This is a genomic window from Jiangella mangrovi (assembly GCF_014204975.1).
Lineage (GTDB): Bacteria > Actinomycetota > Actinomycetes > Jiangellales > Jiangellaceae > Jiangella > Jiangella mangrovi.
In genome coordinates this window covers 5,951,304-5,966,846 of sequence record NZ_JACHMM010000001.1, presented here as the reverse complement: position 1 = coordinate 5,966,846, position 15,543 = coordinate 5,951,304, and the positions used below count along the sequence as shown (strand labels likewise).

14 protein-coding genes are annotated in these 15,543 nt (G+C 71.4%); all 14 read left to right on the top strand.

All coding sequences use genetic code 11. From position 1 onward, the window contains the following. Window positions 1-10: 10 nt before the first annotated feature. The 14 genes from pyrR to HD601_RS27615 all read left to right on the top strand — a co-directional run bounded on the left by pyrR (window position 11) and on the right by HD601_RS27615 (window position 15,543). Entirely contained in the window at window positions 11-637 is a 627-nt protein-coding gene (pyrR, locus tag HD601_RS27680; RefSeq protein WP_184827415.1) for a bifunctional pyr operon transcriptional regulator/uracil phosphoribosyltransferase PyrR, read from the top strand. Beyond that, window positions 634-1,572 (top strand): aspartate carbamoyltransferase catalytic subunit, encoded by a 939-nt coding sequence (locus HD601_RS27675; protein ID WP_184827413.1) that lies wholly within the window; start codon window positions 634-636, stop codon window positions 1,570-1,572. Before pyrR ends, HD601_RS27675 begins: the two co-directional genes overlap by 4 nt. Then, entirely contained in the window at window positions 1,569-2,885 is a 1,317-nt protein-coding gene (locus tag HD601_RS27670; protein ID WP_184827411.1) for a dihydroorotase, read from the top strand. The genes HD601_RS27675 and HD601_RS27670 overlap by 4 nt, the downstream gene beginning before the upstream one ends. Continuing rightward, complete coding sequence (carA, locus tag HD601_RS27665; protein ID WP_184827409.1) at window positions 2,882-4,036, top strand: glutamine-hydrolyzing carbamoyl-phosphate synthase small subunit; 1,155 nt, start codon at window positions 2,882-2,884, stop codon at window positions 4,034-4,036. The genes HD601_RS27670 and carA overlap by 4 nt, the downstream gene beginning before the upstream one ends. Next, a complete protein-coding gene (carB, locus tag HD601_RS27660) occupies window positions 4,036-7,323 on the top strand; it encodes a carbamoyl-phosphate synthase large subunit (protein WP_184827407.1) in 3,288 nt (1,095 codons plus the stop codon). Before carA ends, carB begins: the two co-directional genes overlap by 1 nt. Next, complete coding sequence (locus HD601_RS27655; protein WP_221441363.1) at window positions 7,320-8,402, top strand: quinone-dependent dihydroorotate dehydrogenase; 1,083 nt, start codon at window positions 7,320-7,322, stop codon at window positions 8,400-8,402. Before carB ends, HD601_RS27655 begins: the two co-directional genes overlap by 4 nt. Before the next feature lie 9 nt (window positions 8,403-8,411). Continuing rightward, on the top strand, window positions 8,412-9,272 hold the full coding sequence (gene pyrF, locus HD601_RS27650; protein ID WP_184827403.1) for an orotidine-5'-phosphate decarboxylase: 861 nt from the start codon (window positions 8,412-8,414) through the stop codon (window positions 9,270-9,272). Window positions 9,273-9,457: 185 nt separating this feature from the next. Then, window positions 9,458-9,772, top strand: coding sequence for an integration host factor, actinobacterial type (gene mihF / locus HD601_RS27645; RefSeq protein WP_026875881.1), 315 nt, complete (start codon window positions 9,458-9,460; stop codon window positions 9,770-9,772). Continuing rightward, window positions 9,769-10,371 carry a guanylate kinase gene (gmk, locus tag HD601_RS27640; RefSeq protein ID WP_246400415.1) on the top strand — a complete coding sequence of 201 codons (603 nt, stop codon included), beginning with the start codon at window positions 9,769-9,771 and terminating at the stop codon, window positions 10,369-10,371. Before mihF ends, gmk begins: the two co-directional genes overlap by 4 nt. 2 nt (window positions 10,372-10,373) lie before the next feature. Then, complete coding sequence (rpoZ, locus tag HD601_RS27635) at window positions 10,374-10,709, top strand: DNA-directed RNA polymerase subunit omega (RefSeq protein ID WP_343076458.1); 336 nt, start codon at window positions 10,374-10,376, stop codon at window positions 10,707-10,709. A gap of 123 nt (window positions 10,710-10,832) precedes the next feature. Next, window positions 10,833-12,047, top strand: coding sequence for a bifunctional phosphopantothenoylcysteine decarboxylase/phosphopantothenate--cysteine ligase CoaBC (gene coaBC, locus HD601_RS27630; RefSeq protein ID WP_184827399.1), 1,215 nt, complete (start codon window positions 10,833-10,835; stop codon window positions 12,045-12,047). Window positions 12,048-12,300: 253 nt separating this feature from the next. Continuing rightward, window positions 12,301-13,626 carry an ABC transporter substrate-binding protein gene (locus HD601_RS27625; RefSeq protein ID WP_184827397.1) on the top strand — a complete coding sequence of 442 codons (1,326 nt, stop codon included), beginning with the start codon at window positions 12,301-12,303 and terminating at the stop codon, window positions 13,624-13,626. A gap of 38 nt (window positions 13,627-13,664) precedes the next feature. Continuing rightward, on the top strand, window positions 13,665-14,708 hold the full coding sequence (locus HD601_RS27620) for a carbohydrate ABC transporter permease (protein WP_425503491.1): 1,044 nt from the start codon (window positions 13,665-13,667) through the stop codon (window positions 14,706-14,708). Beyond that, window positions 14,701-15,543, top strand: a complete 843-nt coding sequence (locus tag HD601_RS27615; protein WP_184827395.1) for a carbohydrate ABC transporter permease — start codon at window positions 14,701-14,703, stop codon at window positions 15,541-15,543. The genes HD601_RS27620 and HD601_RS27615 overlap by 8 nt, the downstream gene beginning before the upstream one ends.

Here is a 15,543-nt window from a genome sequence, read left to right as displayed (position 1 = left end):
CCTGCGAAGCATGTCTCGCGACCTGACCGGCGCGCGCGAGGTACTCGACGGCGACGACGTCGCCCGGGCCTTGACGCGTATCGCCCACGAGGTGGTGGAGCGCAACAAGGGCGCCACCGACCTCGTCCTCCTCGGCATCCCGAAGCGCGGCGTCCCGCTCGCGCACCGGCTGGCCCAGCGGATCTCCGCGGTCGAGGGCATCGAGGTCCCCGTCGGGGCACTCGACGTCACCATGTACCGCGACGATCTGCGGCTGCGGCCGGCCCGGGCGCTCGAGCACACCGAGATCCCGCCCGGCGGGGTCGACGACCGCATCGTGGTGCTGGTCGACGACGTCCTGTTCTCGGGGCGCACCATCCGGGCGGCGCTGACGGCGCTCGAGGACATCGGGCGGCCGCGCGCGGTCCGGCTGGTCGTCCTCGTCGACCGCGGCCACCGCCAGCTGCCCATCCGCGCCGACCACGTCGGCAAGAACATCCCGACCAGCCTGGCCGAGAGCGTGAAGGTGCGGCTCACCGAGTCCGACGGCCACGACGGCGTCCTCCTCGACAAACCCGCCCGCGAGCCCGGCGAACCGGCCGAATCCGCCGAATCCGCCGAATCCGCCGAGGCGGCAGGAAGCGAGGTCGCCCCGTGATCCGCCACCTGCTCTCCGCCGGCGACCTCTCCCTCGAGGACGCCACGCTGGTGCTCGACACCGCCGACGAGATGGCCCGCCTGACCGAAGGCCGCGCCGTCAAGAAGCTGCCGACCCTGCGCGGCCGGACGGTGGTGAACCTCTTCTTCGAGGACTCCACCCGCACCCGCACGTCGTTCGAGCTCGCGGCGAAGCGGTTGTCGGCCGACGTCGTGAACTTCTCGGCCAAGGGGTCCAGCCTGTCGAAGGGCGAGAGCCTCAAGGACACCGCGCTGACGCTCGAGGCCATGGGCGCCGACGGCGTCGTCGTCCGGCACTCGTCGAGTGGCGCGCCGTACCGGCTGGCGACGTCGGGCTGGATCAACGCCTGCGTGGTCAACGCCGGCGACGGCACCCACGAGCATCCCACCCAGGCCCTGCTCGACGCGTTCACCATGCGCCGCCACCTGGGCGAGCTGGCCGGCAAGAAGATCGTCATCGTCGGCGACGTGCTGCACAGCCGCGTGGCGCGCAGCAACGTCCTGCTGCTGGCGACGCTCGGCGCGAAGGTCACGCTGGTCGCGCCGCCCACGCTGCTGCCCAACGGCGTCGACGCCTGGCCGTGCGCCACCAGCTACGACCTCGACGACGCCCTGGCCGGCGCCGACGCCGTCATGATGCTCCGCGTCCAGAACGAGCGCATGAACGCCGCGTTCTTCCCGTCGGCCCGCGAGTACAGCCGCCGCTACGGCCTCGACTCCCGCCGCCAGGCGCTCATGCCGCCCGAGGCGCTGGTCCTGCACCCCGGCCCGATGAACCGCGGCATGGAGATCACCGCCGAGGTCGCCGACAGCGCCCGCTCGGTCATCGTCGAGCAGGTCACCAACGGCGTCTACGTCCGCATGGCGGTCCTCTACCTGATGCTGGCGGGCACGAACACGACGGAGGAAGCGTGACCCCGATCCTGATCCAGAACGCGCGCGTCCTCGGCGGCGACCCGCAGGACATCCTCATCGACGACGGCGTCATCGTCGCCCTGGGCGCCGGGTTACGTCCCGAGGGGGAGCACAGCAGCGTCGACGCCACCGGCCTCATCGCCCTGCCCGGCCTCGTCGACCTGCACACCCACCTGCGCGAGCCCGGCCGCGAGGACGCCGAGACCGTCGAGACCGGCACGAAGGCGGCCGCTCGGGGCGGGTTCACCGCCGTCCACGCCATGGCCAACACCGACCCCGTCGCCGACACCGCCGGCGTCGTCGAACAGGTGTGGCGGCTCGGGCGCGAGGCCGGGCACGCCGACGTGCGCCCGGTCGGCGCCGTCACCATCGGGCTGAAGGGCGAGCGGCTGGCCGAGCTCGGCGCCATGGCCGAGTCCGCCGCGGGCGTGCGGGTCTTCTCCGACGACGGCCTGTGCGTCCACGACGCCCAGCTCATGCGCCGCGCGCTCGAGTACGTCAAGGCGTTCGACGGCGTCATCGCCCAGCACGCCCAGGAGCCGAGGCTCACCGAGGGCGCCCAGATGAACGAGGGCGAGCTGTCCGGCCGCCTCGGGCTGCGCGGCTGGCCGTGCGTCGCCGAGGAGGCGATCGTCGCCCGCGACGTCCTGCTGGCCGCGCACGTCGGCTCGCGGGTGCACATCTGCCACCTGTCCACGAAGGGCTCGGTCGAGATCGTCCGGCTGGCCAAGGAGCGCGGGCTGCCGGTGACGGCCGAGGTCACGCCGCACCACCTGCTGCTCACCGACGAGCTGGTGGCCGGCTACGACCCGCGCTACAAGGTCAACCCGCCGCTGCGCACCGCCGAGGACGTCGCGGCGCTGCGCGAGGCGCTGGCCGACGGCACCATCGACATCGTCGCCACCGACCACGCACCGCACCCGGTCGAGGCCAAGGACTGCGAGTGGGACGCCGCCGCGTTCGGCATGCTCGGCCTCGAGACCGCGCTGTCGGTCGTGCAGCACACCATGGTCGACACCGGGCTGCTCGACTGGGCCGGGGTCGCCGACCGCCTCTCGTTCGCGCCGGCCCGCATCGGCCGCTGCGACACCGGCGACGTCCCGCACGGGCGCCCCGTCGCCGCCGGCGAGCCGGCCAACCTCACCCTGGTCGACCCCAGCACCACGACCACCATCGACCCGTCGACGTCAGCGTCGCTGTCGCGGAACACGCCGTACGAGGGCATGAAGCTGCCGGGGACCGTCGTCGCGACGTTCCTGCGCGGCCGGCCCACGCACTCGATCACCGCAGGAACCACAGGGGGACACGCATGACGACCCGCGCACCGGCGCTGCTCGTGCTCGAGGACGGCCGGGCCTTCCGCGGCCATGCCTACGGCGCCGACGGCGAGACGTTCGGCGAGGCCGTCTTCTCCACCGGCATGACCGGCTACCAGGAGACGCTCACCGACCCGTCCTACCACCGCCAGGTCGTGGTGCAGACGGCGCCGCACATCGGCAACACCGGGGTCAACGACGACGACCCCGAGTCCGGCCGCATCTGGGTCGCCGGCTACGTGGTCCGCGACCCCGCCCGCCGCGCGTCGTCGTGGCGCAGCGAGCGCAGCCTCGACGAGGAGCTCGCCGCCCAGGGCGTCGTCGGCATCAGCGGCATCGACACCCGCGCGCTCACCCGTCACCTGCGCGAACGCGGCGCCATGCGGGTCGGCATCTCCACCGTCGAGACCGACCCCGACGCGCTGCGGCAGCGGGTGCTCGACAGCCCCGAGATGCTCGGCGCCGACCTCGCGGCCGAGGTCAGCACCCAGGAGCCCTACGTCGTGCCGGCCGACGGCGAGCGGCGGTTCACCGTCGTCGCCCTCGACCTCGGCATCAAGACCATGACGCCGCGGCGCATGGCCGAGCGCGGCATCGAGGTGCACGTGCTCCCCGCCACGGCGAGCATCGACGACGTCCTCGCGCACGAGCCCGACGGCCTGTTCCTGTCCAACGGCCCGGGCGACCCCGCGACGGCCGACGGCCCGATGCACGTCGTCCAGCAGGCGCTCGAGCGCGACCTGCCGTTCTTCGGCATCTGCTTCGGCAACCAGGTGTTCGGCCGCGCGCTCGGCTTCGGCACCTACAAGCTCGGCTACGGCCACCGCGGCATCAACCAGCCGGTCCAGGACCGCGGCACCGGCAAGGTCGAGGTGACGGCGCACAACCATGGCTTCGCGGTCGACGCCCCGCTCGACGGGACGACGGAGACGCCGTACGGCACCGCCGAGGTCAGCCACGTCTGCCTCAACGACGACGTCGTCGAGGGCCTGGCCCTGCGCGGCGGCGACGGCCGGCTCAAGGGCTTCTCCGTCCAGTACCACCCGGAGGCCGCGGCCGGCCCGCACGACGCCGCCTACCTGTTCGACCGGTTCACCGACGTCATGACGGCGGCAGCTGCGGCCTCGCAGCCCCAGAAGGAGGCCTGATGCCCAGGCGCACCGACATCGACAGCGTCATGGTCATCGGGTCCGGCCCGATCGTCATCGGCCAGGCCTGCGAGTTCGACTACTCCGGCACGCAGGCCTGCCGCGTGCTGCGGGCCGAGGGGCTGCGGGTCATCCTGGTCAACAGCAACCCGGCGACCATCATGACCGATCCCGACATCGCCGACGCCACCTACGTCGAGCCCATCACGCCGGAGTTCGTCGAGAAGGTCATCGCGCTCGAGCGGCCCGACGCGCTGCTGGCGACGCTGGGCGGGCAGACGGCGCTCAACACGGCGGTCGCGCTGCACGAGCGCGGCGTGCTCGAGCGGTTCGGCGTCGAGCTCATCGGCGCGTCCATCGACGCCATCGAGCGCGGCGAGAACCGCGAGTCGTTCAAGAAGATCGTCGAGGAGGTCGGCGGCGAGACCGCCCGCTCGGAGATCTGCCACTCCATGGACGACTGCCTGACCGCGGTGCAGAACCTCGGCTACCCGGTCGTCGTCCGGCCCTCGTTCACCATGGGCGGCGCGGGCTCGGGCATGGCGTTCGACGAGGACGACCTGCGCCGCATCGCCGGCGCCGGCCTCGACGCGTCGCCGACCACCGAGGTGCTCCTCGAGGAGTCCATCCTCGGCTGGAAGGAGTACGAGCTCGAGGTCATGCGCGACGGCGCGGACAACGTCGTGATCGTCTGCTCCATCGAGAACGTCGACCCCATGGGTGTGCACACGGGCGACTCCGTCACCGTCGCGCCGGCCATGACGCTCACCGACCGCGAGTACCAGATCATGCGCGACCAGGCCATCGCGATCATCCGGGCGGTCGGCGTCGACACCGGCGGCTGCAACATCCAGTTCGCGGTCGACCCCGCCGACGGCCGGCTCATCGTCATCGAGATGAACCCGCGCGTCTCCCGGTCCAGCGCGCTGGCCAGCAAGGCGACCGGCTTCCCGATCGCGAAGATCGCGGCGAAGGTCGCGCTCGGCTACACGCTGGACGAGATCCCGAACGACATCACGGGGGAGACCCCGGCCTCGTTCGAGCCGACGCTGGACTATGTCGTGGTCAAGGCGCCGCGGTTCGCGTTCGAGAAGTTCCCGGCCGCCGACTCCACGCTGACCACGCACATGAAGAGCGTCGGCGAGGCCATGGCCATCGGCCGCAACTTCACCGAGGCGCTGCAGAAGGCGCTGCGCTCGCTCGAGAAGTCCGACGGCGCGCTCGACTTCGCAACCGACCCGGGCGACAAGGCCGAGCTGACGGCGAGGGTCGCCCGGCCCTACGACGGGCGGCTGCGCGACGTCGTCGACGCCCTGCGCGCCGGGGCCACCGTCGACGAGCTCTACGCCAGCACGCGCATCGACCCCTGGTTCCTCGACCAGCTGCTGCTGCTCACCGAGGTCGCCACCGAGGTCCGCGACGCCGCCCAGCTCACCCCGGACGTGCTGCGCGAGGCCAAGCGGCACGGGTTCTCCGACGTCCAGCTGGCGGCGCTGCGCGGCACGTCACCCGAGGTCCTGAGGGGCGTCCGGCACGCGCTGGGCATCCGGCCGGTGTACAAGACCGTCGACACCTGCGCCGCCGAGTTCGCCGCCAGGACGCCGTACCACTACTCGTCCTACGACGAGGAGACCGAGGTCGGGCCGCGCGAGAAGCCCGCCGTCATCATCCTGGGCAGCGGCCCGAACCGCATCGGCCAGGGCATCGAGTTCGACTACTCGTGCGTGCACGCGGCCATGGCGCTGCACGAGGCCGGCTACGAGACCGTCATGGTCAACTGCAACCCCGAGACGGTGTCGACCGACTACGACACGTCGGACCGGCTGTACTTCGAGCCGCTGACGCTCGAGGACGTGCTCGAGGTCGTCCACGCCGAGTCGCAGGCCGGCCCCGTCGCCGGCGTCATCGTGCAGCTCGGCGGACAGACGCCGCTGGGCCTGGCCGCCGCGCTGGCCGAGGCGGGCGTCCCGATCGTGGGCACCTCGCCGAAGGCGATCGATCTGGCCGAGGACCGCGGCTCGTTCGGCCGGGTGCTGGGCGAGGCCGGGCTGCCGGCGCCGAAGCACGGCACGGCCAGCTCGTTCGCCGAGGCCCGCGACATCGCCCACACCATCGGCTACCCGGTGCTGGTGCGGCCGTCGTACGTGCTCGGCGGGCGCGGCATGGAGATCGTCTACGACGACGACACGCTGGCCGACTACATCGGCCGGGCCACTCAGGCCAGCCCCGAGCACCCGGTGCTGGTCGACCGGTTCCTCGATGACGCCGTCGAGATCGACGTCGACGCGCTGTACGACGGCGACGAGCTGTACCTCGGCGGGGTCATGGAGCACATCGAGGAGGCCGGCATCCACTCCGGCGACTCCGCGTGCGCGCTGCCGCCCATCACGCTGGGCCGCGACGAGCTGACCCGCATCAAGGCCTCCACCGAGGCCATCGCCCGCGGCGTGGGCGTGCGCGGCCTGCTGAACGTGCAGTACGCGCTGGCCGGCGACGTCCTCTACGTGCTCGAGGCCAACCCGCGCGCCTCGCGGACGGTGCCGTTCGTGTCCAAGGCCACCGGGGTCCCGCTGGCGAAGGCCGCGGCCCGGGTCATGCTCGGCGCCTCCATCGCCACCCTGCGCGACGAGGGGCTGCTCCCGGCCGACGGCGACGCCGTCGACCTGCCCGCCGACGCCCCGGTCGCCGTCAAGGAGGCGGTGATGCCGTTCAACCGCTTCCGCACGCCCGACGGCCGCACCGTCGACACCCTGCTCGGCCCCGAGATGCGCTCGACCGGCGAGGTCATGGGCATCGACGAGCAGTTCGGCACCGCGTTCGCCAAGTCCCAGTCCGCGGCGTTCGGCGCGCTGCCCACGGCCGGGACGGTGTTCGTGTCGCTGGCCAACCGCGACAAGCGGCACATGATCTTCCCGGTCAAGCGGCTGGCCGACCTCGGCTTCACCATCCTGGCCACCGCCGGCACCGCCGAGGTGCTGCGCCGCAACGGCGTCGAGGCCGAGGTCGTGCGCAAGCGCTGGGTCGGCCACGAGCGCGACGGCACCCCGACCATCATCGGGCGCATCCTCGCCGGCGACGTCGACCTCATCATCAACACCCCCAGCGGCACCACCACCGGCGGCAGCCCCCGCGCCGACGGCTACGAGATCCGCCGCGCCGCCATCCAGGGCAACATCCCCTGCATCACCACCACGCAGGGCCTGGCTGCGGCGGTGCAGGGCATCGAGTCGCTGCGCGCCGAGTCGGTGGGGGTCCGGTCGCTGCAGTCGTGGGCGGAGCGCGTGTGACGGCGTACGACCTGCTGTTCCGGCGGGTGCTGTCGAGGCTCGACGCCGAGACGGCACACAAAGGGGCGTTCGCGGCCATGCGGCTGGCGGCGCGGGTGCCAGGCCTGGCCGCGTACGGACGGCGCCGGCTCACCCCGTCCGGCGGCGCGGCCGGGGGACCGGCCGGGGGAGTCGAGGCGTTCGGGCTGCACTTCCCTGGCCCGCTCGGCCTCGCCGCCGGGTTCGACAAGAACGCCGCCGGCATCGACAGCCTGGCCGGCCTCGGGTTCGCGTTCGTCGAGGTCGGCACCGTCACCGGGCGCCCGCAGCCGGGCAACCCGAAGCCGCGGCTGCACCGCCTGGTCGCCGACCGCGCCGTCGTCAACCGCATGGGCTTCAACAACGACGGCGCCGCGGTGGTGGCCGCCCGGCTGGCCCGGCGCCGGCGTCGACGGGGTGCGCTGCCGGTCGTCGTCGGGGTCAACATCGGCAAGTCCAAGGTCGTGCCCGAGGCCGAGGCGATCAGCGACTACGAGGCCAGCACCCGGCTGCTCGCGCCGTACGCCGACTACCTGGTGGTCAACGTCAGCTCGCCGAACACCCCGGGCCTGCGCGACCTGCAGGCCGTCGAGCTGCTCCGGCCGCTGCTCACCGCCGTGCGGGCGCAGGCCGACGCCGTCACGTCGCGCCGGGTGCCGCTGCTGGTGAAGATCGCCCCCGACCTCAGCGACGACGACGTCCTGGCGGTGGCGAAGCTGGCGGTCGAGCTCGAGCTCGACGGCATCATCGCCACCAACACCACCATCGGGCGCGACGGGCTGCGTTCCACGCCCATCGCCGTCGAGCGGGCCGGCGCCGGCGGGCTGTCCGGCGCGCCGCTGGCCGAGCGGTCGCTCGAGGTGCTGCGGCTGCTGCGGGGGAGCGTGGGTGAGCAGCTCACGCTGGTCTCCGTCGGCGGCATCAGCACCGCCGAGGACGCCCACGCGCGGCTGAAGGCCGGCGCCACGCTGGTCCAGGCCTACACCGCGTTCATCTACGGCGGCCCGTTCTGGCCGGCTCGCGTGCAGCGCGACCTCGCCCGCCTGCTGGCCGAGGACTGAGGAGGACCCGTGACCCAGACGTTCGGGCGGCGGCTGCACGCGGCCATGGGGGAGCGCGGGCCGTTCTGCGCCGGCGTCGACCCGCACCCGGGCCTGCTGGCGGCCTGGGGGCTCGACGACGATGCCGCCGGGTTAGAGCGGTTCTCGCGCACGGCCGTGGAGGCGCTCGGCGACACCGTCGCGCTGCTCAAGCCGCAGTCGGCGTTCTTCGAGCGGCACGGGTCGCGCGGCGTCGCGGTGCTCGAGCGGGTCATCGCCGACGCCCGGGCGGTCGGCGCGCTGGTGCTGCTCGACGTCAAGCGCGGCGACATCGGCTCGACCATGCAGGCCTACGCCGACGCCTACTGCGACCCCGCCTCGCCGCTGTGCGCCGACGCGGTCACCGTCTCGCCGTACCTGGGCTTCGAGTCGCTGCGTCCGGTGCTCGACACCGCGCTGGCGCACGGCAACGGCGTCTTCGTGCTCGCGCTGACGTCCAACCCCGAGGGCCCCGAGGTGCAGCACGCCGTCCGCCCCGACGGCCGCACCGTCGCCGGGACCATGCTCGGCCACGTCCGGGCCGCCAACGCCGCCGCCCTGGCCGACGGCGACCCGCTCGGCAGCGTCGGGGTCGTCGTCGGGGCCACGACCGGCGGGAACGGCGAGGATCTGGCCGTCGGCGGGCCGCTGCTGGCGCCCGGCATCGGGGCCCAGGGCGCCACCGTCGAGGACCTCGCGACGGTGTTCGGGCCGGCATTGGCGCAGGTGGTACCGTCCGCGTCCCGCGAGGTCCTGGGCGCCGGGCCGGACCCCGAAGCGCTTCGCCGAGCCGCCCGCCGAACCATCGACGACGTCCGTGACCTGCTGATTCGTGCCTCGGCAGGAGCCTGACCGGCGTCGATCCCGCGACTTCCGGCGCGACACGCGGGGGACCTTGCACCGCGGATTCATATGGACAGGTACGGTGGATTGCGTTGCTGACCTGGTGCTTCACTCGCTAGGTTCCTAAAACAAGGCCATCGTTCACGGTGGTCGGACCCACATCCACACAACGACACAACAGAGGTGACCCGCTCGTGGCGCTCCCTAACCTGACTCCCGAACAGCGCGCGGCCGCTCTCGAGAAGGCTGCCGAAGCTCGCCGGGAGCGTGCGGAGGTCAAGAACCGCCTGAAGAACGCTGGAGCCCGTCTCGGTGACGTGCTCAAGGAAGGCGAGAAGAATGAGGTCATCGGCAAGATGAAGGTTTCCGCCCTCCTCGAGTCGATGCCCGGCGTCGGTAAGGTCCGCGCCAAGCAGATCATGGAGGAGATCGGCATCGCCGAGACCCGTCGCGTGCGTGGCCTGGGCGCCAACCAGTCGGCGGCGCTGATCGAGCGTTTCGGCGGTTGAGCCTGCACGCGTCCCATCCGCAGTCGGCCCCGCGGGTCATCGTCCTGTCGGGGCCGACTGCGGTCGGAAAGACGACCGTCGTCAAGAAGCTGCGCGCCGCCCACCCGGAGTTGTGGATCTCGGTGTCCACGACCACCCGGCCGCCGCGGCCGCGCGAGATCGACGGTGAGCACTACCACTTCGTCGACGACGCCACGTTCGACAAGATGATCGAGCAGGGCGAGTTCCTCGAGTGGGCCGTGGTCCACAAGCGGGCGAAGTACGGCACGCCGCGGGGGCCGGTCGAGCGTGCGCTCGGCAACGGTCACTCGGTGCTGCTCGAGATCGACCTGCAGGGTGCGCGGCAGGTCAGGGAGACCATCCACGACGCGCTGTTCGTGTTCCTCGCACCGCCGAGCTGGGACGAGCTGGTCCGCCGGCTCATCGGGCGCGGCACCGAGACCGAGGCCGAGCGCGACCGGCGCCTGGCCACGGCCCGCGAGGAGCTGGCATCGGAGGCCGAGTTCGACGTCACGCTCGTCAACACGGACGTCGAGACGGTTTGCGAAGAGTTGGTAGCCTTGATGCGTACACCCCACTTGACAAGCCCGGAGGCATGAGCGTGTCCGGTACCCAAGGCGTTGCCGAGGGCATCACCTATCCCCCCATCGACGACCTGCTGGCCAAGACCGACTCCAAGTACGGTCTGGTCATCTACGCGGCCAAGCGCGCGCGGCAGATCAACGCCTACTACTCGCAGCTGGGCGAGGGCCTGCTCGAGTACGTCGGCCCGCTCGTCGAGACGCACGTCCAGGAGAAGCCGCTGTCCATCGCGCTGCGCGAGATCGACGCGGGCCTGCTGACGGCCGAGCACATCGACCCGAACGACATCGACGCCGAGATCCCGGTCGCGCCCGCGACGGCCAAGGCGGACGAGCCCGCGGCCGAGCAGAGCTGACGACGTAGCCGGCGACATGGCGGAACCCGCCGGGTCAGGCGACATCGATGGTGTGTGAAGGGCCGGAGGTCCTCCCAACCATCGATCCGTCGCTGAGAGATTTCGAAAGGTCGGAAGCGTCGCATGACCCGGCAGATTGAAATCGTCCTCGGCGTCGGGGGTGGCATCGCCGCCTACAAGATCGCCGAGGTGCTGCGCCGGCTCACCGAGTCCGGCCACGGCGTCACCGTGGTTCCCACCAGGTCGGCCCTCCGTTTCGTCGGAGAGCCGACCTGGGCCGCGTTGTCGGGCCGTCCGGTGCACACCGAGGTCTTCGACGACGTGCACGAGGTGCCGCACGTGCGCATCGGCCGACACGCCGATCTGGTGCTGGTGGCGCCGGCGACGGCGGACCTCATGGCCCGCGCGGTGGCCGGCATGGCCGACGACCTCCTGACGTCCACCCTGCTCACGGCGCGTGGGCCGGTCATCTTCGTGCCGGCCATGCACACCGAGATGTGGGAGCACCCGGCCACCGTCGCCAACGTCGAGACGCTGCGCAAGCGCGGCGCGCTCGTCGTCGAGCCCGCGGTGGGCCGGCTCACCGGCGCCGACACCGGCAAGGGCCGGCTGCCCGAGCCCGCCGACATCGTCGCCTACGTCACCGACGTGCTGGGCCGCGGCGGCGCCGGACCGGACCTCACCGGCCGGCACGTCGTCGTCTCCGCGGGCGGCACCCGCGAGCACCTCGACCCCGTCCGGTTCCTGGGCAACCGCTCGTCCGGGCGGCAGGGCTACGCGCTGGCCCGGGCCGCGGCCGCGCGCGGCGCCCGGGTCACGCTGGTCGCGGCCAACGTGGCGCTGCCCGACCCCGCCGGCGTCGACCTCGTCCGCGTCGGGTCGGCCGCGCAGCTCTTCGACGCCATGGTGGCCGCGGCGGCCGACGCCGACGCCGTGGTCATGGCCGCCGCCGTCGCCGACTTCCGGCCGGCCGCGTACACCGACACGAAGATCAAGAAGTCGGCCGACGGCTCGTCGCCGGTCATCGAGCTGGAACGCACCGCCGACATCCTGGCCCACCTGGCCGCGCACCGGCCCAGCCCCGCGCAGGTGGTGGTCGGGTTCGCCGCCGAGACCGGCGACGCCTCCGGCAGCGTCCTCGACCACGGCCGGGCCAAGCTGGCCTCCAAGGGCTGCGACCTGCTGGTGGTCAACGAGGTGGGCGCCGACCGCGGCTTCGAGTCCGAGGACAACGCCGCCGTCATCCTGAGCGCCGACGGCGGCTCCGTCGCCGTCGAGAACGGCCCCAAGTCCGCGCTCGCCCACGTCGTCTGGGACCTCGTCCGCGACCGGCTCTGAGCCGCGGCAGCGCCCTCGCTGCACCCTCGCCGCACCCCAAGTGTGCGGATTCCCTCATTTCGGTCTCGAATCGAACACGCGGCGCCCTGCTGGGACGTTTCAGCGCTACGGTGATGGAGTCGACACATGAGACGGTGCTGAATTAACAGAAGATGTTATCTTGACACCAACCTCGACGAGGACTTCAATGGCGACATTCGACGGGGCGCGTTCCTGCGGCTGCCGTGTACAGAACCTCACAGGGAGACGTTCAATGAAGACGCGAATCCTGACGTCGGGCGCCTCGGCGCTGGTGCTGGCCGCCGCTCTCGCCGCGTGTGGCGGCGGCGGTGACGAGACGGAAGGCTCCGGTGGCGACGGCGGCGGTGGGGGCGGGACCCTCACCTACTGGGCGAGCAACCAGGGCGCCAGCCTCGACAACGACATGGAGATCCTGACTCCCGAGATCGAGAAGTTCGAGGAGCAGACCGGGATCCAGGTCGACGTCGAGGTCGTGCCGTGGTCCGATCTCACCAACAACACGCTGGCCGCCGCCGTCAGCGGCCAGGGCCCTGACGTCATCAACATCGGCAACACCAACGCCGTCACGTTCCAGTCGACCGGCGCGTTCCACGAGTTCAGCGACGAGGACTTCGAGCAGCTCGGCGGCGAGGACCGGTTCGTCGACTCCGCTCTGGGGACGGCCGGCGCCGAGGGCCAGCCGCCCACGTCGATCCCGCTCTACAGCCAGGTCTACGCGCTCTACTACAACAAGCAGCAGTTCGCCGACGCCGGCCTCGAGCCGCCGGCCACCTGGGAGGACCTGGTGTCTGCCGCCCAGGCGCTGACCGACGCCGACGCCGGCCGCTACGGCATCGTCCTGCCCGGTGGTGTCGTCAACGCGAGCATGCACATGGCCTTCATCCTCAGCGAGCAGGACGGCGGCTCGGCGTTCGACGACGACGGCAAGCCGACCTTCACGTCCGACGGCATGGTCGCCGGCGTCAAGCGCTACGTCGACCTGCTCAGCGAGTACCACGTGGTCAACCCGAGCGTCGCGCAGTTCACCGAGGGCCCGCAGGCGGCCGGCGAGTTCGCCCAGGGCAACGCCGCGATGCTCATGGCGCAGACGGCGTCGATGAACGTGCTGCGCGAGAACGGCATGACGCCGGACCAGTACGGCATCGTCCCGATCCCGTCGCCCCAGGGCGGCGACCAGATCGGCAGCTTCGTCGCCGGCACGAACATCTCGATCTTCGAGAACACCGACAACCTCGACGCCGCCCTGCAGTTCGTGGAGTTCATGACCAGCGACGAGGAGCAGCAGATCCTGAACGAGGCGTACACGTCGCTGCCGGTCATCGAGGGCCTGCAGCCGACCTTCGAGGCCGAGCCGGACCAGCTCGAGACGTGGGCGACCATCGTCGCCGACTACGCGAAGCCGCTGCCGCTGGTGCCGGAGATCCAGGCGTTCCAGGCCAACGTCGGCGAGGCGGTCGTGTCCCTGATCGCCAAGGCGGCGTCGGGCGGCACGGTCAGCGAGGACGACGTGCGCGCGGCCCTCGACGAGGCGCAGCAGAAGATGGGCGCGACGTCTTGACCGAGGCCCGGACGAGCGAGGCCCGGCCGGCGGGGGGCATCCCGTCGGCCGGTGCCCCGGCAACGCCCGGCGGCCCGCGTACCGACGCGGGCCGCCGGAGCGGCGTCGGCAACGGTGGCGACGGCCGCCGCGGCTCCGGGTCGTGGGTGGCCCGGCGGCTGCGCGGCCCGGACGGGCGGTGGAGCTGGGCGCGCATCACGCCGTACCTGCTGATCCTGCCCGCCATCCTGCTCGAGCTGCTGATCCACGTGGTCCCCATGGGCGTCGGCATCTGGATGAGCTTCATCCGGCTGACGCAGTTCTTCATCACCAACTGGGGCGCCGCGCCGTTCGCCGGCTTCGGCAACTACGCCGTCGCGCTGGACTTCGACAACCCGCTGGGCCGGCAGCTGCTGCAGTCGTTCGGCATCACGCTGGTGTTCACGATCCTGGTGGTCGGCATCTCGTTCGTCTTCGGCATGAGCGCGTCGCTGGTGCTGCAGAAGTACATGCGCGGCCGCGGCGCCCTGCGCACGCTGTTCCTGGTGCCGTACGCGCTGCCGGCGTACGCGGGCATCATCACCTGGAAGTTCATCCTCCAGCGCGACAACGGCCTGCTCAACGAGTTCCTGGTGAACACGCTCGGGGTGGTCGACAATCCGCCGTTCTGGCTGATCGGTGGCAACGCGTTCCTGTCCGTGGTCATCGTCTCGATCTGGCAGCAGTGGCCGTTCGCGTTCCTCATGACCATGGCCGGCATGCAGGCGATCCCCGACGACGTGTACCAGGCGGCCTCCATCGACGGCGCCGGCATCTGGCAGCAGACCCGCTACATCACGCTCGGCATGATGCGCCCGGTCAACTCGGTGCTGCTCCTGCTGCTGTTCCTGTGGACGTTCCGCGAGTTCAACACCCCGTTCGTGCTCTTCGGGGACGTGCCGCCGGACTCCGCGAACCTGCTGACCGTGCACATCTACACCAACTCGTTCATCCAGTGGAACTTCGGGCTGGGCTCGGCGATGTCCGTGCTGCTCATGTTGTTCCTCGTCGTGGTGGCCGGCGTGTGGGCGCTGTGGAACAGGAAGGTGCGCCGCGATGCGTGAGCAGTTGTCGTTCCGGATCTTCCGGTGGGTGGTGCTGGTCCCGCTGGCGCTGTTCACGCTGATCCCGCTGTACGTCATGGTGACGTCGGCGCTGAAGCCGTTGCGCGACGTGCAGGGCGACTTCCAGTGGTGGCCCAGCAACATGACGCTGCAGCCGTTCATCGACATCTGGTCGACGGTGCCGTTGGGGAAGTACTTCGTGAACAGCCTGGTCGTGTGCACCGTCGCGACCATCGCCAGCGTGATCATCGCGATCTTCGCCTCGTACGCCATCTCGCGGTACCGCTTCCGCGGCCGCGGCGCGTTCTCGGGCGTCATCCTGTCGACGCAGATGTTCCCCGGCGTGCTGTTCCTGCTGCCGCTGTTCATCATCTTCGTCAACATCGACCGCTGGCTGGGCTTCACCTTCCTGTACCAGACCCGCCTCGGCCTCATCGTCACCTACCTGACGTTCACGCTGCCTTTCTCGATCTGGATGCTGGCCAGCTACTTCGACGGCATCCCGCGCGACCTCGACGAGGCGGCCCGGGTCGACGGCACGTCGGCTATGGGCGCGCTCTGGCGGGTCGTGCTGCCGGCCGCCCGGCCGGGCGTCATCGCCGTCGCCGTCTACTCCTTCATGACGGCGTGGGGCGAGATCCTGTTCGCCTCACAGATGACGAACAGCGCCACCAGAACGCTCTCGATCGGGCTGCAGAGCTACTCGACCGAGGTCAACGTCTACTGGAACCAGATCATGGCGGCCTCGCTCGTGGTGAGCGTGCCCATCGTCGTCGGGTTCCTGTTCCTGCAGCGCTACCTCGTCGCCGGGCTCACGGCCGGCGCGGTGAAGTGA

Coding starts and splice junctions, on each gene's coding strand:
- pyrR (WP_184827415.1), top strand. CDS start 11: ATGTCTCGCGACCTGACCGGCGCGCGCGAGGTACTCGACGGCGACGAC.
- carA (WP_184827409.1), top strand. CDS start 2,882: ATGACGACCCGCGCACCGGCGCTGCTCGTGCTCGAGGACGGCCGGGCC.
- carB (WP_184827407.1), top strand. CDS start 4,036: ATGCCCAGGCGCACCGACATCGACAGCGTCATGGTCATCGGGTCCGGC.
- coaBC (WP_184827399.1), top strand. CDS start 10,833: ATGACCCGGCAGATTGAAATCGTCCTCGGCGTCGGGGGTGGCATCGCC.
- HD601_RS27625 (WP_184827397.1), top strand. CDS start 12,301: ATGAAGACGCGAATCCTGACGTCGGGCGCCTCGGCGCTGGTGCTGGCC.
- HD601_RS27615 (WP_184827395.1), top strand. CDS start 14,701: ATGCGTGAGCAGTTGTCGTTCCGGATCTTCCGGTGGGTGGTGCTGGTC.